Here is a 20055-nt window from a genome sequence, read left to right as displayed (position 1 = left end):
AATTTTAAATATTTTAGAGCTTATGTGTTGTTCATATCCTCCAATCCTTTACCTTTATCCGAAGAAAAATCCGCCCCGTTGCTGGAGGAGCGGATATTCAATATTTGTTCCGAGTATTCGTTTTAACCAACCATCTTTTCAGCAATCTGCATGTCGCCGGATGGCGAATGAGTTTCTGCCGCAAACCATCCCGAACATACGACGGCAGCAATCGCAGCAACAATGAACAGTTTTTTCATCACATTCCCTCCACTTTTTTCATTTTTTCTTCCGCTTTAATCGCTTCCAAAAAGAAATGTGCGGCCTCTTTATAAAGAGACTTTGATCTGTAAACATTGGCCGTTAAGAGAGAAAGTTCTCTGGCACTGTCGTATTGCTTTGCTTGAAAGAGGATTTCTATGTTGTCTTTGCAGTCTTTAACCGCCTGTTCACCACATCCAGCATAAGCCGCATATAAAAGATCGATTTTAGCGTCAAATATTTCATTCGCCGCAGATTGCGACCTTTCCTTCCCTTCTTTGTAAAAGGCTGCGGCGCGTTCATAGTCTCCGGTTTTAAACAGCTCTTTGATCATTAAAAACACGACATTGAAATAATAATCCGATGCAGCATATGCATGATCATTCAAAACGATGTCCAAAAATTGAATGCTCTTGTCCGATTTGTCCATCGCCGCATAAAGCAAGGCAAAATTATGAAGGAGCTGCATTTCTTTAAAATGGTCGCCGGCTTTTCTGACAGTATGGATTGCTTCTGTTAAATATTCTTCCGCCTCTGTATATTTCCCCATCTCGGTATAATTTCCGGCCATTGTAATATAAGTTGAGACAAGGTTCATGTCATGGTCGCCATGTCCTTTGAAAATTTCCATCGCCTGCCGGGTATGGTTTAAAGAGACGATATTCTGGCCCAAGTAATAGTAGAGCTTTCCGACTTTATCGTGAAATTGGGCAACTTCAATTTCATCATGTACATGAGCAAGCTTCTTCTCGGCAATTTTATAGAAGCTGATTGCCTGCTCATAATTTTTTTTATACACTTCATAAGCTCCTGAAAACAGGTAGTAGTAATAGGATGTCATATGTGATGCAGCACTGTCGCCGGCCGATACGTCGTGCTGCTCTATCTTTTTGCCTCTCGAATCGTAGAGCATAATTTTATGCCGCAGTTCCAGCAGGGAATAGTAGATCAAAACTTCCTGATCTTCCTCCATGTCTGCCAGCAGCGGTTTGATTTGTTCAAACAGCCTGATCGACTGTTCAGCATCGCTTCTTCTAATGGCGCGGTACCATGTATTGAGCATGTTGGCGACTTCTTCCGCGGCGATTTTGTTCATATGGAGCTCCTTTCTGCCGATATTCAATTTTTTTGTATTTTATTCATTTCTTATCATACTATATTTTTCCCCTTATATAAATTAATAGTAATAGTTCATTTTGCACAGTTTTTTTGAATCCCCCGCTATTTCTGCCCCTTCATTAGGTCAAATGACTCTTCAAGAAATGAGAAACCGGGACTGATAAGACAGCAAAAAGCACCCTTGCTGAAAGGGTGCTTTCATTGCTTTAATATAAATACGAACTTATCTAGGCATAAGCGAGGGTTCCGCTTGATGAATGATAATATTTCCACATCGCATATGAAGAACGCGGATCGAGAACATAAACCATCGGTGTATAACAGGATGTCTGACCCGGGAGCACTTTTCCGTTTCCTCCAGCTGAGCTGCCGCTCAGTTCTTTCCCGTCTTGTTTCTTTTCACATATGCATTTGCCTCCAAGCCTGAGCGCGCTGCTTTGTCCAGCGTCATTTTAGCCCATGCTGTTTTGCAGACGCAGCCCAATTTTTACACCGCGATCCCGAATTGTTTATTATTTGCATCTATCAGTCTGGCTGTCGCCTTTGTTATGCTGCTTGAATCACAATTACAGTGAAGAAGTCATAAGCTTTTACTGACTAATGATTTTTAGCTGCTTTATCAACAGAGGGCAAATTACTTTCATCTATTAAATATGTTGCAATCAATGCGATGACTAACAGAGCTGCTGCAAAATAAAATCCTATATTCATACTTCCTGTAGCGTCTGTAAGCCAGCCTGTAATATACGGAGCTAAAATGGAACCTAACATTCCAACAAAGTTGTAGAATCCAAATGCTGTACTTAATGATTGCTTTGGTGCATTATTAGCTACAACCGCAATTAAAACGGGATTAACGCTAATTTTCCCTACAATTCCATACACAATTAGTGTCATATACAGAATTGGTAAGCTATCAAAGTAAACAATTGCAGCTGTTGATAAAATACCAAACGGTAACATCATAAGCAAAACTGGTTTACGCCGGCCTAGCTTATCTGACAGCCAACTAAAAAATAATGAACCTGGAATCGCGGCCCATGGAACAAGTGATGCAACAAAGGCGATATTTCCTCCGGTTAAACCGCGTGCTGTTTCTAAATAGTATGGCAACCAAGTAATAATCATAAAGAATCCGTAAATAGAGCAGAAAATAATAATATAAGCCAAAATTAAGTTTCTATTAAATAAAGATGAAAACTTAAACGGTTCAGCGGTGCCTTTAACCTCTTTATCATTTTTGGGCTTGTCTTTAATTACAATTGCCATTGCAATACCAATAAGTACAACCGGCACTCCGATGATAAAAAATGGAATTCTCCATCCGAATCCCCATTCTCCTACAACATAACTGGAGATATAATAGCCAATTGAAGTACCGAAAGCCATCCCTGCATTAATTACAGCACTACCTAATGTTAAACGGTTCTTCGGGATCATTTCGGATGATATTCCATATTGCGGCCCATAATATACCCCCTGAGCCATACCAACCATAAGCCATGCAGAGATAAATAGAAAAAATGTAGGCATCATTCCTGTAACTGCTGCTAGCGATCCAAATAGAATAACACCTGGAACCAACACTCGTTTTTTTCCAATTTTATCTCCTAATATTCCTGCAGGAACGTTCATACTTGCATAACCGATGAAAAATATACTCATAATTAAGCCAAGTTGTGCCTTGCTTAATGAAAACGCTGATTCAATATCCCCCATAATCGGGTTTAATATTGTTCGCGTTGCATAAAGAGCTACCCAACCGAAGAAAAATACGATAACAACTTTAACCCAATAGGGAATCAGTGGTTGTTTTCCTTTACCTTCAACTGATCCCGTCTCTTTTGTCATCAAACTTCCTCCTTCAACTTTTAAATGATCCATTATTTTCTACTCTTCCTTTGACTTTCGATTTAGACTTCATAGATTGTATCTTTTCGAAATCTGTCTGTGGTCATATCTGAAAAAAGGAGGAATTTTGGCTTTTTATCCTCCTTATGAACAACACGGATTGTCTTATTTTGTTATGCGTGTCCCCGCTTTTCCATCTAGCGCAGCTACCGCTTGATCCAATGAACAAATCATTGCCTCTTTACCTGACTTTGCAAATTCTATAGCCGCTTGGATCTTTGGCAGCATACTGCCAGCAGGAAATTGCCCTTCTGCCACATATTGTTCAGCTTCTTCTGCTGTAATTCGGCTTAGTTTTTGCTCATTTTCTTTGCCAAAATTGATAAATACATTTGGTACGTCTGTCAACATCATGAAAACGTCAGCATTTACTTGTTGTGCAAGCTTTAATCCTGAACGATCTTTGTCTATAACTGCTTCAAGACCGTGTAATAGACCGCTCTCATCACGATATACAGGTATACCGCCGCCGCCAGAGGAGATAACAATCGTTTCATCAATTAAACGCCGAATCTCTTCTATTCCATGGATCACTTTCGGTTCCGGGGAAGGCACAACTCGTCTGTAGCCTCGCCCTGCATCTTCTGACATCGTAAACCCTTTCTCTTCTAATTGCTTCGCCTCTTCCTCTGAATAAAATACTCCTATTGGTTTCGTTGGTTTTTCAAATGCTTTGTCATCCTTGTCCACTTCGACCATGGTTAGAAATGTAGCTACATTCGCAGCAATGCCCCGTTCTTTCATATGGTTTTTCAAAGCTTTTTCCAGCATATAACCAATGAATCCCTGTGATTCTGCATTACAAGCATAGATTGGCAGTGGTTCAACGACATTTTTGGCAGCTTCGTTTTGAGCAATAATATTCCCCACTTGCGGACCATTGCCATGTGTAATCACAATTTTATGTCCTGCTTCTTTGATTTCAATCATATGACGTGTTGCAGAGATTACATTTTTGAGTTGATTGGCATAAGTTGCTTCTTGTTTTGGCTGTAAAATTGCATTACCTCCTAGTGCCAGTACTACTCTTTTCCCCATTTCTTTCACTCCTTGTTAAAGCCATATAAATTCCGTATAAAGTATCCATCCCAGAAGAAGAACCTACTTTTATAAGGCTTTTCATACTTTTCAAAGATGGATCATGTTGTAATCTTGTAATTTTCGAACTAAATAAACCTTCTATAGCACAAGTTAAAAAGCGCGTGCTAACAAGGGTTGTTAAGGGTTTTCTAATGAGATTCCCCAATGTTTCGAGGTGGTTTTGTGCGATAAAAGAGTTGATGAAATGTCCATATAATATACCGACCAGTATATCGTCACCTGTTGGTGTTAAACCTTGGCCTCGTCCGATAAAGTAACGAAACTCCTCTTCCAAATTTTCAGTTGGATCGTGTAATTTATTGATCAAGTCCGATACATGAGCTGATTCAAAATCAGTAGATTCATACGATTCAAATGAAAATTGTTTCACGTTTTCTTTTAATTTATTGATGTTTGCATGTTTAAAATCCGTATATAACGGAAGTATTTTCGCATTAAAATTGAGTTTAAAACAGTTGTGGGAAAGATGGTTATTGCGAACGTGAAATGAATCTCCCACCTCAAGACCTGCTTTTAATGTTTGCTTCGTTTGTGACTCAAGCAAAATTCCAAATGGAAAGGTCCCATTTTCATTTGTACCGATAAATATCAATTCATCATTCTGATCAACAATATTTAAACCTTTTTCAAAAATGCTGTGCACAGTAAACGTTTTTCCCTCAATTAATAGCTGAAGTGCGATTGAACCAATCGCACTTGCCTGTAAAATCATCCTTGAAAACCTAGTTTTTCAGCATATGCTGTGATTGCTTTCTCAAAACATTCGATTGGAGGATGAACTGTACCAGCACCAATTTGCCCATAGCCGGCAATTTTATGTGCAATACCTGTGTTGATTACCGGCGTGATGCCTGTTTCAACAACTTTACGTGCATCAATACCTAAACACGCACCTTTGAAGTTCCACGTCGGAATAACAAAGTTCGGATTTTCTCCAACACAGATTTCAGCCATTTGATTGCTTGTTTCAAGCGCATCATTAAATCCGCCTGTTCCAACAAAACGTGTTACTGCGGGAGCAGCAATCATTGCTACGCCGCCAATACCGATTGTTTCTGTAATCGCTGAATCACCGATATCTGGGTTTGCATCTTCAGCTGAGTAGCCGGTAAAATATAACCCTTGCGGTGTATGAACAGGTGCTGTAAACCACTCATCTCCCATACCTGCAATACGGATGCCAAAGTTTTCACCGTTACGGCACATTGCGGTAACGACTGTACCATGTTTGATTGTACGCGCTGCATCCATCATTGCTTTTCCAGTCGCCATGGCAATGTTTAAGAAAAATTGGTCTGTATCAGCTAAAAATTGGATTACTTCTGTACTTTGTTCGTTTTCAACATCATCTAATGCCGCAATTACTGGAGCAACTTCTTTTAAAAACACCAATGATGCTGCAATATTGCGCTGGTGAAATTCATCCCCCATTGCTATAGCTTTAGCCATCAATACATTAACATTTAAGCCTCCATCAATTTTTCTTAATGCCTTACTTAACACCGGACCCAACATATCTTTCATCCAATGCAGGCGATTGATTACCTGCTCATGATAAGCGCCGAAGCGTAATACTGCACCGATGCCTTCGTTCATTTGACAGTACGCCTCATTGCCGCTCTCTTTGTTCATCACAACAAGAACCGGCATATTAGGTGATGTAATGCCTCCCATTGGTCCAACTGCATTCACATGATGACATGGAATAAATGTAATCTTATTGTTTTCAAGCAGTTCACGCGCTCCCTCTTCATCTTCTGCCCATCCTTCAAAAAGAATCGCTCCAACACAAGAACCTTGCATAGGATCTGTCATATTTTCATATTTAATTGGAGGCCCGGCATGTAATAACAAGTAATCTTCCAATTCAGGAATCACAGACTTGGCAGGTACAACATCCGTTAAGAATGGTTCAGCTGCTATGATCTTCTGGATAACAGCTTCGTTCGCTTCATTTATTGTTTTGTACCCCATTAGATGGTCTCTCCTTCATAGTAGTTTAGAAATTGAAGTACTTTCATTAACTTTTCATCACCGCCAGCAATTGGACGCCAGTTAAATTGAACACACTCTGATCCGCTGTTCTGAACAGCTGCTGTAAAACTTTTCAGCCCAATATTGATGACACTTGGCTTCTTATTGATTAAGGAGACAATTTTTTCGTCTACTGTTAAGTCTTCTTGGGTATGGTCAAATTTTTGTATATCAAGGACTGGCTGTTCCACTTTTCCTCCTGCCAGTTTAATCGCTGTACGAACCATTTGGTCGTTCGTCTCACAAATGATTGCACCACTTTCTTTTAAGGTTTCAATTTGCTTTTCATAACCTTGAGAATCTTTCGCTGTACCTACAACTGTTACAAGAACTGCAAGTTCGCGGCCTCCCTGATGTGCATTGGCTAAAATACGTTTAATGGCTGGTGCTAATTCACTTGCCATATCATCATGACTGCCATAGCCAATGACGTTATCAATCATGATGACTGCTGTTTCAGGATCGTTTCCAGATGTTTCAAGCATTTCGATACGCTTTTCAGGATCAATCATCGGGTGCGGCTTCCCTTGGGTATACATATCATCGCCTAAGTCAATAATTTCATGATGTTTTGTTTTTAGGATATAGGCTTCTTTCTTCTCTTCAAGTACTTCCTCTTTGAATGCCTCTTTCAATAACATAGCTGCTTCAGATGCCAAAGTACCACCTGAGTAATAACCTTTAATACCAACTTGTGAATCTTTTAACGACACGTTTACATTTTCAGCCACTGTCGGTTCAAAATTCGGTTTGTCACCATTGGATAATTGAACAGATACAACCGCTGCTTCTTCAAGTGTGTACGCATGATAAATATTTTCTTCCTGATACGTTGGTTTATCTCCTAAAAATAACGTAACAACCGGTTTTTCAATATTTCTTAATACGTTTAATACTTTTTGCTGCACTTCCTCAGCAGGCGGTTTAGAAATGACTGTAATCACTTTTACTTTTGGATCTTGATTCAATGCTTTGATACTATCTAAAACCGTGATAGCACCAACCTCTGTTGATAAATCCCGGCCACCTGTACCAATTGCGTTTGTTACACCTTTATCATAACGGTCAATGATGCTTGTCACTTCTTGAATCCCTGTACCTGATGCACCTACAACGCCAATATCTCCTTCATTCACGATATTTGTAAATGCAAGTGGCACGCCATGAATAATTCCGGTACCGCAGTCTGGTCCCATTACTAATAATCCTTTTTCATGCGCCTTTTGTTTCAACTTAACCTCATCTTCTTTAGATACATTGTCGCTGAATACAAATACATGCAACCCTTCATTCAATGCATTTTCCGCTTCCATTGCTGCATACTGACCAGGAATGGAGATCAATGCCAAGTTAGGGTTGTTCGCAAGCTCCATTGCGCGCTTCCAGTTATGTGCTTCTTTGTCTTTAAATGTGTCTTGTGAAGCGGCATCACCTTTTAAAGCTGCTTCTACTTCTTCTTTCACTTCTGATACTTTTTCTTCTTGATTTGTATCTATAACGATAACGATGTCATTTGGGTTTGCTTTTTCCAATTCATCTGTGCCTAAACCCGAAGATTTAAAAATATCTTTGTTAGCTGGTGTTCCCATCATGATCGATACTTTGTTTACACCATCTATTGCAGATAACTTGTTTGATAAAAGCATTAACACGATAGAATCTTGATAGGTGTTTTCTTTTATAATTGTGTATAACATAATGATCCTCCATTTTGTTATTCTGCAAATCTATTCTTTCCATGATAGCGATTGTAATGAACATCGCCTGAAACGAGGTAGTTATAAATATCGTCTACAATTTCAATTCCTTCTTTATCATATTTGGCACTTCTTAATTTACCGCGCTCACCCGGATAATAAATTTCTCCATAGCCTTCAGCTGCCGGTTGTGCTTTTAATTCATCGAGCATCGTCGAAATCTGTTGTTTAAAAGCAGTTAAATCTGTGAAGTATGCGGGATTGATAACAATATGAATTTGCCCTAAATCGCGGCCTTTTGTCAGATCTTGATACATGGAGGATACATGTACGCCATGAGGTACTCCAAGAAGACTGCCCGATAAAATATCCACCATCATCATCAATCCATAACCTTTTGGACCAGCAATTGGCACAAGTGCATGAACATCTCTTGCATTCGTTGTTGGTGCACCGGCTGCATCTACTGCCCATGTTTCCGGGATCGATTCATTTTTACTTCTGGCATCCAATACTTTTCCCCATGCCTGAACAGTTGTCGCCATATCAAATGTGATTATGCGTTCATCAGCCGATGGTACACTATAAGCAATCGGATTGGTGCCAAAGTATGGTTCTGTTCCTCCAAACGGTACGACCATTGGATCTGATTGGCACATACTTAAAGCAACCATGTCCTGTTCTGCTGCCATTTCAACAAAGTAACCCAATGCACCACTATGCGAAATATTCTTCATGCCTACAACAGCCACACCTGAATTTTTTGCCATTTCGATTGCTTTTTCCATCGCTTGTTTTGCTGCTTGGTGACCTGGACCATTATCTCCGCTAAAGACAGCGGATGCAGGTCCTGTTTGTTCAAATGTGTAGTTTGGGTTTGCTGTAATACCGCCTTTTGCGATTCGTTCGGCATAGTATTCCACACGTACTGCTCCATGGGAATGGATCCCTCTATGATCGGCGAATGTCAATACATCTGAAACATCGTGTGCGGCTCCTTCATTTAATCCAGCTTTGATTAGCTTCTGTTTGATTAAATGAAACAGCTCCTGCTTAGATACTCGCATCTGATCCTCCCCCCTTCCATTACATAATTAGTAAATGTTGTCTGACTCTAAATAATCTAAAATTTCCTTTGTAACTGGGATACCTGTTTTTTTATACTGTTTCATCACATCTATTTGAATTTCACCGGGATAATACACTTTGTCAAATCCTTCAGCAGGCGGGTTATCATGTAATTCTTCAACCATTTGAGATATTTTTTCCAGGAATTGCTCCTTCCCGCCAAAGTATTCAGGATTGATCACGAGATGAAGCTGCCCTAAGCGACGGTACTCTGATAAATCTTTATACATGGAAGTGACATGCTTGCCAAATGGCAAGCCGAGTAAACTCCCCGATAAAATATCCACCATCATCATTAACCCGTATCCTTTAGGCCCAGCCATTGGTAATAATGCATTTACCTTAAACGGGTCTGTTGTTGGTGCTCCATTTTTATCAACTGCCCATGAGTCTGGAATAGATTTGTTTTTACTTCTTGCATCTAAGATTTTCCCCCAGGCTTGTACCGTTGTTGCCATATCAAACAGTATTGGACTGCCATCTTTTCGAGGCGCACTAAAAGCAATTGGGTTGGTGCCAAAGTACGGTTCGGTACCGCCAAATGGCACAACCATGGGATCAGATTGACATACTGTTAATGCCACCATACCTTCTAATGCTGCTTGACGTGCATAATAACCAATCGCACCACTGTGTCCCATTTCTTTTACACCGACAACACCGATACCTGATGTTTTTGCTAATTCGATTGCCTTTTTCATTGCTTGATAACTCACATAATGTCCTAACGCATTATCTCCATGGTAAATCCCTGATGCTGGACCCGTTTTTACGAAGCTTAAGTCGGGGTTCAGGTTATATCCACCCTTTAATGTACGTTCGGAGTAGTATTGCATTCTCACTGCACCATGTGAGTGAACACCTCGTTCATCTGCAAAGATGAGTAAGTCAGCTGTTTTATCCGCATGTTCTTCAGGTAAGCCTGCTTTCACTAATTTATCTTTCATTAGCTGCCGGAGACGATTACTTTCTACATACACTAATGGTTCACTCATTAAAATTGCCCCTCTTTATAGATTAATATCTCTATTCGCATCCTTTGAATAAATATACGAGAATGGTTCATCTAAACCAATTGCATAGGTTGCTTGCGGCGTATAAGCTCCCATAAAAATATAGTCACCTTTGTCAACTGGCATCCACTCGTTGTCTAAGTTGTAAACACCTCGTCCACTTAATATATAAGCACCATGTTCTTGAACGTGCGTTTCAATGTAACCATGCGAAGCACCCGGCTTAAATGAAAGAATATGAATGTTCATGTCATATGCGATTTCTTTTGGCAGTAAATCTTGAATTAATACTTCTTTCATCCCTTCATAGGGTTCTTGTTTGATGTTATTCACATTACCTGTAACAATTTCTGGCGTATGTCCTTTAAGCGGCTGATAACGCTTTTTGTATAAAAACAAACGGCTGTCCTCACCATTATTATGATTATCAAACGTCAATTGTAAGTGTGGAGGTACATATAAGAATCCGCCTTTTGCCAATTCGTATTTTTTACCATCCGCAAAAGCGTTGATTTTACCATATTCAACGTACACAAATGATTGGATACCATCACCGGCAAAACCGGTTTTGTTTCCGCCCTTGTTTTTAACTGTTACCAAATAATCTACAAACCTTGCACCTAAACGCGGGGATCCTAAAATGGTTACATCACAATCTTCAAAGCCAGGTACAACATTATTAACCAAGCCATCGGGTGTAATTACCGCATAATTATCCTTTTTTATTACTGAACGTGTTTCTAATAAACCTTCTCTGTATCCTTGATTATGATTTAAGTAACTCATGAGTATCTGGCTCCTTTTCATTATTATTCCTTATAAGCTAGTTCAAACAATACATCTTTCAATACTTCAATCCCCTTCACAAGGTCTTCTATCTTCGTTTCTTCATTGGTATTGTGGCTGATTCCGCCAATAGAAGGTACAAACAACATTGCTGTAGGGACAAAATCCGCAAAAATTTGTGCATCATGACCTGCACCAGATGGCATCAATTTATAGCTGTCCCCCACATTATCCTTAGCTGCTTGTTCAATTATTTGAATGATTTCTTTATCCATCAATGACGGTGCTTCATCCATCCATAAATTAATGTCATAAGCCATGCTGTTTGCTTCTGCCACCGCTTTAACTTTATCTTCAATTTCTCTCGCAAAATCATTTAATAGTTGTTGATCAATATGACGACAGTCTATCGAAAAGGTAATTTCTCCAGGGACGACATTTACCGTGTTTGGAACAGGAGTGACATGTCCAAACGTTAATACAAGAGGCTCTCCAATTTCTCTAGCTCGTTTCGTTAAGTCTGTTACAATCTCACTATATGCAACAACTGTATCTCTTCGTAATGACATCGGTGTTGTGCCAGCATGGTTTGCTTCACCTTTCAAGTTAACTGAGTAACGTTTTTGACCGACAATCCCAGTTACAACACCAATCGCTTTATTTTCCGTCTCTAATACTTTCCCTTGTTCAATATGTACTTCAATAAATGCTTTAATATCGTCACGAACATCATCTGTTTTACGGTAATCAAAACCCGATTCGTGCATAGCATCTTCGAATTTAATTCCTTCAGCATCTTCTATTGTGTCAACATCCTCTTTTTTGGCTAGGTTAAAAAAGTTTTTACTTCCCCAAAATGTATATGGAAATCGGCTTCCTTCTTCTTCTGCGAGCGATAATACTTCTATTGTTCGTAATGGTTGACCATATTTTTCTTTTAAATATTTCACAGCAACCAGTGCAGATAAGATACCGAATTGTCCATCTAGATGACCGCCTTCAACAACTGTGTCGATATGTGATCCTGTTAAAATAGTTTCTTCAGAATATTTACTTCCAACAAGACGACCAGATAAGTTCCCAACATCATCAAAGCTTACTTCTAAACCTTCTTCCTTGAATGTTGCTTCCAGTTCGCGAACTGCATCAATCCATTCAGGAGAGTATAACAGCCGCGTAATTCCCCCTTTTTCTAAACCGCCAAATCTTGTGAATTTCTTATCCAACGTTTCAAAGGTTGATTGAATATCCATTCTTTTTCTCCCCCTCTCTTTTATTTACTTTCATCATAGAACCCTATTTACAACCATTCATTGACATAACCAACAATAATGAAAAAACATTTTATGCACTTTTAACAAAGACACCTTTTAATCAATTTACGGTATCTAAATAATGGGCTAATGCCAGATATAAAAAGAAACTGTTGGCTTTCGATTACATAAAAAAATACGCTTTATAACAAATTAAATTTGCATTGAATTTCTCCTAAAGAAAATCGCAGATCGCTCGCTTCAAAAGAGCGAAACTTCTCTTTTACCAATCAAATAAATAAGGTGCAAATAAAAAAATGACCCTATAAATCAATAAAAAACATTGATTTATAGGGTCATTTATCTGTTTCATTACATCATAAATGATATGCCAAGAGTCAGGATACATATTGATTAACAACTGCTGCTGTAATAGCGAAAGATTGTGATGAAGTCAACTTTGCCATGCTCACTTCAGCTGTATTAGCTGCCATAAGAAATGCTGATGACACACTGAATTTGCGAGTGTAACACAATCTCAGGTCGCCTTCACACCTTCCTATGCCTCAAATTCCTGACGGGATAGCTAGTCCGTCACTTAAGGAATAAATCTTCCTACTTTTTCATTTAAAATCCCTTTTTCTTTATCATAGATTTCGACACCGCGAAGGATTGTTTTCACTACCTGAGCACCAATTTTGCGGCCAATATACGGACTAATTTTGTGTCGATATGCTAAGTCCTCAGCCTTTAATTCATAAGGTGCATCTTTCTTAATAAATACGAAATCCGCATCTTTCCCTACTGCAATACTGCCTTTTGATGATAGATTAAAACGTTTCGCAGGGTTTGTAGCAATAATGTCTGCAAATTTGGATAATGACATATTACGTTTTTGCACACCCTCATCAAATAATACGTCAACATTATTTTGTACACCTGCGATACCCCCCCAAGCTTCAAATGCATTATCCGTAGCTTTTAAGTCTGGGGTACATGGTGAATGGTCTGATGTTACGAATGAAATATCTCCGTTTAATACCCGATTCCACATGCCTTCTAAGCGTGATTGTTCACGGATTGGCGGAGAACATTTTACAACTGGTCCGATATGATCCAGTTCTTCTTTATAGAAATATAAATAGTGTGTACATGTTTCGCATGTAATATCGACCCCTTCCTGTTGTGCTTTGACAATTTCATCTACGCCCTCTTCACAAGCTATATGAACGATGTGTACACGACATCCCGTTTCTTTCGCAAATAGAATTATTTTTCTAATCGGTTCTACTTCAGTAAATACGGGTCGAGAATCTACATAAGCACGTAATGAGGTTTCACCATTTTTAGATGCTATTTCCCCTAACTTGTCCGTAATTGCAGCATTTTCAGCGTGTACAGATAATATTTTGCCTGTCTTCGCAATTTGTTTCATACCTTCGTAGAGGGAATAGTCGTCCACATTCATGAAATCTCCTTCTATAGAACGGTCACCACATGTTGCTAAAAAACATTTATATGCAACAACACCATTGTTATCTAACTCTTGAATACCCCCATCCAAGTTAAATGGTACTAAACCGCCGTAACTCGCAACGTCTACAGATAATTTTCCTTTTCCAGCTTTAAATTTTTCTTGAATAGATTCCTCATCTACCGTTGCTGGCACTTGATTTAATGGCATTTCGATGATCGTTGTGACACCGCCTTTTGCAGAGGCACGTGTTCCTGTGTCATAGCCTTCCCATTCATCACGATAGCCGCCGCCCGGCTCTGTGATATGAACATGTGCATCAACCATACCCGGAGATACAATCGATCCTTTTGCATCGATAATTTTTGCACTTGTACCCAAATCCTGACCGATTGCTGCGATTTTGCCATCTTTAATCCCTACTTCGACTTCTTGTTCACCATTTTCCAGAATGACTAATCCATTTTTGATAATTGAATCAAAATTCATTAAAATCATCCTCCTCTTTTAATGGTTGGATATAAAATACTGCCTTTCGCAACCGCCAGCATTAATTCCCCGGATAGCCAAAATACCAAAAAATGCAAATCATTAGATTTAAGATAGCACTTATTTAATGTTTCACCGATAGCAAAGTTAATGATCAAGAATAATAAATGGCAGCCCCGCCCCACTATCAATGAAAATGGGACGCCATATTTTGAACCTGTGTATCCGTTCGCAACAAGTCATAAGGCTATCCGACAAGTGATATCGTTGCTTGAAATGGTGATGTAAAACATCACCAACAGCTATATAATCCGGAATATTATGCACTAGTCCCACCCCCAACGTTAAAAAAAGTAAATGAGGATGAAATTCTTTGTTCAAGTGATCTTCGGCATGATATCTTTGTTATAATCACACTTTTCAAAAAACGAAGAATCATGTTCAAGCATTAATGATTCTCCTTTAATATTTTTAACTAAAGGATTATACGTATAATTACCTTCAAAAACAGTGTACGATCAGATTGAAAAGTTATCCTTGTAACATCTGACATATTTCATTTTTATTTTATCTTTTTCTAACAAAGATAAGGAGGCAGCCTTTATGACAACATTAAAAGAAATATTATCTGTACTACAATTTTCAGATTTAACATTGCTAAATGAGCAGGGCGATTTGGAACGAGTGGTAGAAATGGTTGATATTACAGAAACGCCTGATATTAAAAATTTTACAACGCCGCACTCACTTATCGTCACAACAGGAATGAGCTATCAGGATGATCAATCCGGACTAATCAGTCTTATTAGTGAGTTAAATGATATACAAGTTGCTGGTCTAGGTATCAAGCTATCCCGATTTTTAAAAAAATTAGATGATGAGGTTATTGCATTTGCAAACAAATTAAAATTCCCAATTATTGAAATTCCGGAAAGTTGGAATTTAGGATCCATTACTCATCATATATCGTCATTTATCCTGGATGAAGAAACAGAAAAATTACACTTCGCATTAGATATCCAACAAGAGTTAAATGCTATGCTTATGCAAGGGTTAAGCCTGAACATGATGATTGAACGTTTAAGTAGACTTATAAAGGTTCCTGTCATGCTGCTAAATTCTTTTCATCAAGTTGAGTCAGCGAGTCATCACTTTCATCAACACTCAGAACATGTTCAAAAAAACCTCAATTATTTCCGAAGATATTTAAATTCAGAGCAAATCGAACCAAATCACAATGGTGTTTTCCAGGAAGAATATGCTATATTTAAGGTTCCTGCATTTAAATATTTTCCGTATTATCTAATGATTTCAAATGTTAATTTGCTCAACTATCCGTTTAGTTTATTAACAATAGAACAAGCAGTTAACACACTTAGTCTCGCAATTTACAAAAATAGCAAAATTAAAGAAGCAGAGCAGCAGGATACGAACCATTTTTTTACATCTCTGATGTCCGAACATCCTGATAACCTTGTATCACTAACACAACACACCGACCTTTTAAAAAAATATCACATTCAACCCTCTAAATTCTACCAAGTGATGATTTGCGGGATAGACAAAGAAAAGAATGTAGAAAATAGCGCCTACTTAAATGAGCGATATCAGATGACTTTTGAGTGGTTAACGCATAAGTTTACTGGGATTGACCCTTCCATTAGTATATATATGTCTCAGGGTGAACGCAGATTTACGATACTTTTACAAAGAAGACATCATTATTATTTGGAATACTGCAGATATATCCAAAAAGAGTATCAGCTATTTTTTAATAGCTCCCTTTCATTTGGCATTGGTAATGAGGTCTCCGAGCTTTCACAATTACCACTGTCTTTTTTCGAAGCGAATGAGGCTTATGATAATAAATATGAACAAGGCGAAATAGAATTTGTAGAGCCCTATAAATCTAAAAGCGTAGAAGAATTATTACAACTCATTCCAACGAATAAATTAAAACCATTTATCATTTATACACTCGGTCCATTAGCTTATCCCCAAACAACGAAGGAAAAAGAACTAAGGTTTACGTTAAATGTCTATATGGCAAACCAATGTGATCTTACAAAGACCTCAGAGGATATTTTCATTCACCGTAATACTGTGAAATATCGTATTAAAAAATGCGAAGAAATATTAGGTCAATCTGTAGAATCTCCTGATACATCCCTGAGCATTCGATTAGCATTATTTGCTTCAGAGAAAATATCGTTGTAAATCAAAAGTAGAACCACCGGAAGTTTTCTTTTCTATTTATTTAGTTAGCTACTGTTTTATTCTGTCTTAACATAACCACAAGGAAAAATAGCAACGCTGCTGCTGCGAGAAGGATGGTTGCAATATAGAATGCTAATACTTGCGAGCCGGTTACATCACCAATATAACCAGTAAGTGTTGGTGCAATAACAGATGAGCTCATTCCAAAGAAGTTAAAGAGAGTTAATGCTCTGGCCACTCTATCTCCTGATACGGAATCAGATACATAGGTTATTAAAACTGGATCAATCGCAAGTTTACCTAATAAGCCATATAAAATTAATGCAATATACAGCACTGCAGGATTTGGTGCAAATACTGTCAAACTAATTGTGATTGCCGCAGCAATTAATAGAAATAAAATTAAACGCAGACGCAAATGTGCATGTTTGTCTATGTATTTAGTAAATATCAAAGCACCAGGCACTGCAGTGACTGCAACTAGTGCAGCTACATATCCTACTGAGCCTTGAGCAAATCCTTTTTCTGCTACAAGGAAGGATGGCAGCCAAGTGACAATCATATAATAGCCATAGCATGTTGCAAAATACACAAAATATACAACTAATTGTCTTGGAGAAAATAAGCTTTCATTTAGAATCTCTGTGCTTTGTACGGCGTCTTTCTTCTCTTCAGCCACTTCCTTGTCTGATGTTTTATCTTGTTTAATAAACAACACAAACACAAATGTTACAGCTACGATAACGATAGCTGTTATAAAAAGCATATAATTCCATTGAATTTCAAAACCGCCTACTAAAACCGATGATCCGATTAGTCCAATTACCATTCCTAATGCTGATCCGCTATTTATTATCGCATTGGAAAAGCTTTTTTTATCTTTTGGCGTATGTTTGGCTGATAAGGAAAAGGCTGCACCGTAATATGAACCAGTCGAAATACCAGCCAATAACGAACCAATGTATACTTGCATGATAGTTGAACTTGTGCCAATTACAAATGCAGCCAGCGCAAAGACGATAAATGCAGGAATTAACACCTTTTTCTGTCCAAATTTATCGACAAGTGCTCCTGACGGAATTTGCATACCCGTATAGGCAAAGAAATAAATAGAAGCAACCAACCCCATTTGTGTATCACTAATATGTCCTAATGATTCTTGAATCTGTGGATATATTGGCGTAAGGATTGTACGATAAATCCAAATAGCTACCCACCCTAAACACAATGCAATAATGATCTTTTTGTAATAATCGGGGTCATGTTTCTTTGTTTTTTCCACGGTATGACACGCTCCCTTTTTATTATTTAATTAAATTGTAGGTTATAAGCCAGTCAATAACATTGTTCACTTTCAACAAAAACAAAAGTAACATTATACATTTTAGACAAAAGGCATCTGCTTAAAAATATCAATGAAAGATTCATCGATAGAAGCTAGTCCTATTTTTCCCAGCTCTCTCATTTCTATAAAAGCAATCAGGTAAAAAAGATGGCTCTTTTTTTAAACAAACCTACAATTTATTAAAAAAAGCACTTCCCAAATAAACAGGAAGGCTCCCCAAACGTTGATATAGCAGCGTTCTTAACATTTCAAGAACTGAGTTGCACGACGGGCGCCCTTAAGATCGGCTTTCTTTCTCTTTGAAAATTCAAAAATTCTCCGATATATATAGCGAATGCCGCTAAATAAGGAGGAGAGCCGGATGAGAAAGTTATGGAAAATCGCGGTGTCCGCTGCAATGTTCGTCGGTTTTTCCGCAAATTCACCCCGCATTCAAGCGGAAAGCAATAAGCAGGAAAACGAAGTCATTGTCGTATATAAAAATGCCAGCGGAAAAGAAAACGTCATCGAACAAGCAGACACGGTAGAACACGTTTACCGGCACATTCCCGCAGCTGCTGTTACTGCGGACGACAAAACAGTGCGGGAACTTGAACAAGATCCCGACGTCCTGTATGTCGAAGACAACCTCCCGGTAGCTGCTGCCGACAGCACCGTTCTAAAAGCTGTCTCCAGCAGCACAGCGCAAACCGCCTCCGCGTTTTCACAGTGGAACATCAAGCCGATTCAAGCCGCACTGGCTTGGAATAAAGGTTTGACAGGGAAACAGGTGAAAATTGCGGTTATTGACAGCGGGATTTCCCCCCATGAAGAGCTGTCAATCGCAGGCGGTGCATCGATGGTCGGCTATACCGCTTCATACCGTGATGATAACGGCCACGGAACTCATGTTGCCGGAATCATCGGAGCGAAGCATAACGGACGGGGGATCGACGGCATCGCGCCCGGCGCGCAGCTGTATGCCGTAAAAGCGCTGGACCGGAATGGTTCGGGGGATCTGAAAGGCATCTTACAAGGCATCGATTGGTCGATCCAGTACGGAATCGATATCATCAATATGAGCCTCGTCGTTTCAGGCGACAGTCAAGTTCTCCACGATGCAGTAGATAGAGCATACAAACGGGGAATGATTTTAGTCGGTGCAAGCGGAAATGCCGGAAACGGAAAATCCGTTTATTACCCGGCCGCCTACAGCAGCGTCATTGCCGTCTCGGCCACCAATGAAAAAAATCAGATCGCCTCATTTTCCAACACCGGCAGCGCCGTCGAGTTTGCCGCTCCCGGCACATCGATTATCAGTACATCTTCCGACCGCGGCTATGCAATCGGAAGCGGCACTTCACAGGCAACGCCGCACGTCACCGGAATGTTTGCTCTTTTGAAACAGCTGTACCCAACCGCTTCAAATCCTGAGCTGCGCAAGAAAATGCAGATTTATACAAGCGACTTGGGCGCTCCCGGCCGTGATCATTTGTTCGGCTATGGATTAATCCGCTTCAAAGAGATCACACAGCCGTTGGAGAAAGCGCAAAAAGCAGTCGGACAAGCGGAAAAGACAAAGAAAAAAGCGGACATTCAAACCGCGCAAAAAGCGATCGAACCGCTGCCTGCAAACGCCGATAAAACCGCTTTGAAAAAGAGGCTCGATGCTGTTAAAGAGCAGCTTAAAAAGACAGCCGAAAGCAAAGTAAAACTCGCAGAGAAGCAAAAAAAGAAAACCAATGCCGACGCAGCCCAAAAAGCGGTCAATGAACTCGACAGCGGTACTTTCAAAACGAATTTGCAAAAACGGATCAATGCGGTCCGCTCAAGCCTCTTGAACACCGCAAAGCAGGCCGTTGCAAAAGCTGAAAAAGCGGCCACAGACTCAAACCTCGGCAAAGCGCAAAAAGCGATTAATGAGCTGCCTGCCGGAAAAGACAAATCAAATCTGCAAAAAAAGCTGAACACCGCGAAAAAGCAAGCCGCGTCAGCCTATAACAAAAAAGTGGCAGCGGCGAAAGCCAAAGTTAAAACGGCCGAACAAAAGAGAACGAAAAAAACAAAATCGGCAGCGCAATCAGCGGTCAGCAAGCTGAAAGCATCCGCCGAAAAAACGAAGCTGCAAAAACGAATCAATGCGATCAAACTGAAATAGCAAGAAAAGCCCGGAATCCCGGGCTTTTCTTGCAAATACGTCTTTTTTGATGCTGTTCTGCTCGGACACGACAATTGTGACATCGTATTCCTTTCGGCCGGCCGCTTGCTT

Annotated in this window: 16 protein-coding genes; 2 read left to right on the top strand and 14 right to left on the bottom strand. The window is 39.4% G+C overall.

Annotated elements, in window-relative coordinates; genetic code table 11:
- Window positions 1–122 precede the first annotated feature (122 nt).
- The 13 genes from KI350_RS17195 to allB form a co-directional block, all read right to left on the bottom strand.
- Window positions 123–239, bottom strand: coding sequence for a hypothetical protein (locus KI350_RS17195; RefSeq protein WP_020450851.1), 117 nt, complete (start codon window positions 237–239; stop codon window positions 123–125).
- The gene (locus tag KI350_RS17190; protein ID WP_025811723.1) at window positions 239–1336 is read right to left on the bottom strand and encodes a Rap family tetratricopeptide repeat protein; all 1098 of its coding nucleotides are present in this window, start codon (window positions 1334–1336) and stop codon (window positions 239–241) included. Before KI350_RS17190 ends, KI350_RS17195 begins: the two co-directional genes overlap by 1 nt.
- 250 nt (window positions 1337–1586) lie before the next feature.
- Entirely contained in the window at window positions 1587–1766 is a 180-nt protein-coding gene (locus KI350_RS23090; RefSeq protein ID WP_255265632.1) for a DUF2690 domain-containing protein, read from the bottom strand.
- 190 nt (window positions 1767–1956) lie between these two features.
- Window positions 1957–3210, bottom strand: a complete 1254-nt coding sequence (locus KI350_RS17180) for an MFS transporter (protein WP_065643351.1) — start codon at window positions 3208–3210, stop codon at window positions 1957–1959.
- Window positions 3211–3375: 165 nt separating this feature from the next.
- Window positions 3376–4308, bottom strand: a complete 933-nt coding sequence (gene arcC / locus KI350_RS17175) for a carbamate kinase (protein ID WP_065643350.1) — start codon at window positions 4306–4308, stop codon at window positions 3376–3378.
- Complete coding sequence (locus KI350_RS17170; protein ID WP_065643349.1) at window positions 4274–5083, bottom strand: oxamate carbamoyltransferase subunit AllH family protein; 810 nt, start codon at window positions 5081–5083, stop codon at window positions 4274–4276. The genes arcC and KI350_RS17170 overlap by 35 nt, the downstream gene beginning before the upstream one ends.
- A complete protein-coding gene (locus tag KI350_RS17165) occupies window positions 5080–6345 on the bottom strand; it encodes a YlbE family protein (RefSeq protein WP_065643348.1) in 1266 nt (421 codons plus the stop codon). Before KI350_RS17165 ends, KI350_RS17170 begins: the two co-directional genes overlap by 4 nt.
- A complete protein-coding gene (locus tag KI350_RS17160; protein ID WP_065643347.1) occupies window positions 6345–8102 on the bottom strand; it encodes an acyl-CoA synthetase FdrA in 1758 nt (585 codons plus the stop codon). The genes KI350_RS17165 and KI350_RS17160 overlap by 1 nt, the downstream gene beginning before the upstream one ends.
- Window positions 8103–8119: 17 nt before the next feature.
- Window positions 8120–9169 carry an ureidoglycolate dehydrogenase gene (gene allD, locus KI350_RS17155; protein WP_020450843.1) on the bottom strand — a complete coding sequence of 350 codons (1050 nt, stop codon included), beginning with the start codon at window positions 9167–9169 and terminating at the stop codon, window positions 8120–8122.
- A 27-nt stretch (window positions 9170–9196) separates the two neighbouring features.
- Entirely contained in the window at window positions 9197–10225 is a 1029-nt protein-coding gene (gene allD, locus KI350_RS17150) for an ureidoglycolate dehydrogenase (protein ID WP_020450842.1), read from the bottom strand.
- Between the two features lie 15 nt (window positions 10226–10240).
- On the bottom strand, window positions 10241–11029 hold the full coding sequence (allE, locus tag KI350_RS17145) for a (S)-ureidoglycine aminohydrolase (protein ID WP_020450841.1): 789 nt from the start codon (window positions 11027–11029) through the stop codon (window positions 10241–10243).
- A 23-nt stretch (window positions 11030–11052) separates the two neighbouring features.
- Window positions 11053–12282, bottom strand: a complete 1230-nt coding sequence (gene allC / locus KI350_RS17140; protein ID WP_020450840.1) for an allantoate deiminase — start codon at window positions 12280–12282, stop codon at window positions 11053–11055.
- A gap of 598 nt (window positions 12283–12880) precedes the next feature.
- A complete protein-coding gene (allB, locus tag KI350_RS17135) occupies window positions 12881–14245 on the bottom strand; it encodes an allantoinase AllB (protein WP_020450837.1) in 1365 nt (454 codons plus the stop codon).
- A 603-nt stretch (window positions 14246–14848) separates the two neighbouring features.
- Here allB and KI350_RS17130 point away from each other — a divergent pair.
- Complete coding sequence (locus KI350_RS17130) at window positions 14849–16462, top strand: PucR family transcriptional regulator (protein ID WP_020450835.1); 1614 nt, start codon at window positions 14849–14851, stop codon at window positions 16460–16462.
- A 40-nt stretch (window positions 16463–16502) separates the two neighbouring features.
- Here the strand turns inward: KI350_RS17130 and KI350_RS17125 are convergent, their stop codons facing one another.
- The gene (locus tag KI350_RS17125) at window positions 16503–17744 is read right to left on the bottom strand and encodes an MFS transporter (protein WP_020450834.1); all 1242 of its coding nucleotides are present in this window, start codon (window positions 17742–17744) and stop codon (window positions 16503–16505) included.
- A gap of 424 nt (window positions 17745–18168) precedes the next feature.
- Between KI350_RS17125 and KI350_RS17120 the strand changes: the two genes are divergently transcribed.
- Entirely contained in the window at window positions 18169–19944 is a 1776-nt protein-coding gene (locus KI350_RS17120) for a S8 family peptidase (RefSeq protein ID WP_025811741.1), read from the top strand.
- The last annotated feature ends 111 nt before the right edge of the window (window positions 19945–20055 follow it).

Origin of the sequence: Bacillus sp. J41TS8 (assembly GCF_018333035.1) — a bacterium.
GTDB classification, from domain to species: Bacteria; Bacillota; Bacilli; order Bacillales; family Bacillaceae; genus Bacillus; species Bacillus paralicheniformis.
This window is presented reverse-complemented; position numbering and strand designations above follow the sequence as displayed.

Coding starts and splice junctions, on each gene's coding strand:
- KI350_RS17195 (WP_020450851.1), bottom strand. CDS start 239: ATGAAAAAACTGTTCATTGTTGCTGCGATTGCTGCCGTCGTATGTTCG.
- KI350_RS17190 (WP_025811723.1), bottom strand. CDS start 1,336: ATGAACAAAATCGCCGCGGAAGAAGTCGCCAACATGCTCAATACATGG.
- KI350_RS17180 (WP_065643351.1), bottom strand. CDS start 3,210: ATGACAAAAGAGACGGGATCAGTTGAAGGTAAAGGAAAACAACCACTG.
- arcC (WP_065643350.1), bottom strand. CDS start 4,308: ATGGGGAAAAGAGTAGTACTGGCACTAGGAGGTAATGCAATTTTACAG.
- KI350_RS17170 (WP_065643349.1), bottom strand. CDS start 5,083: ATGATTTTACAGGCAAGTGCGATTGGTTCAATCGCACTTCAGCTATTA.
- KI350_RS17165 (WP_065643348.1), bottom strand. CDS start 6,345: ATGGGGTACAAAACAATAAATGAAGCGAACGAAGCTGTTATCCAGAAG.
- KI350_RS17160 (WP_065643347.1), bottom strand. CDS start 8,102: ATGTTATACACAATTATAAAAGAAAACACCTATCAAGATTCTATCGTG.
- allD (WP_020450843.1), bottom strand. CDS start 9,169: ATGCGAGTATCTAAGCAGGAGCTGTTTCATTTAATCAAACAGAAGCTA.
- allD (WP_020450842.1), bottom strand. CDS start 10,225: ATGAGTGAACCATTAGTGTATGTAGAAAGTAATCGTCTCCGGCAGCTA.
- allE (WP_020450841.1), bottom strand. CDS start 11,029: ATGAGTTACTTAAATCATAATCAAGGATACAGAGAAGGTTTATTAGAA.
- allC (WP_020450840.1), bottom strand. CDS start 12,282: ATGGATATTCAATCAACCTTTGAAACGTTGGATAAGAAATTCACAAGA.
- allB (WP_020450837.1), bottom strand. CDS start 14,245: ATGAATTTTGATTCAATTATCAAAAATGGATTAGTCATTCTGGAAAAT.
- KI350_RS17130 (WP_020450835.1), top strand. CDS start 14,849: ATGACAACATTAAAAGAAATATTATCTGTACTACAATTTTCAGATTTA.
- KI350_RS17120 (WP_025811741.1), top strand. CDS start 18,169: ATGAGAAAGTTATGGAAAATCGCGGTGTCCGCTGCAATGTTCGTCGGT.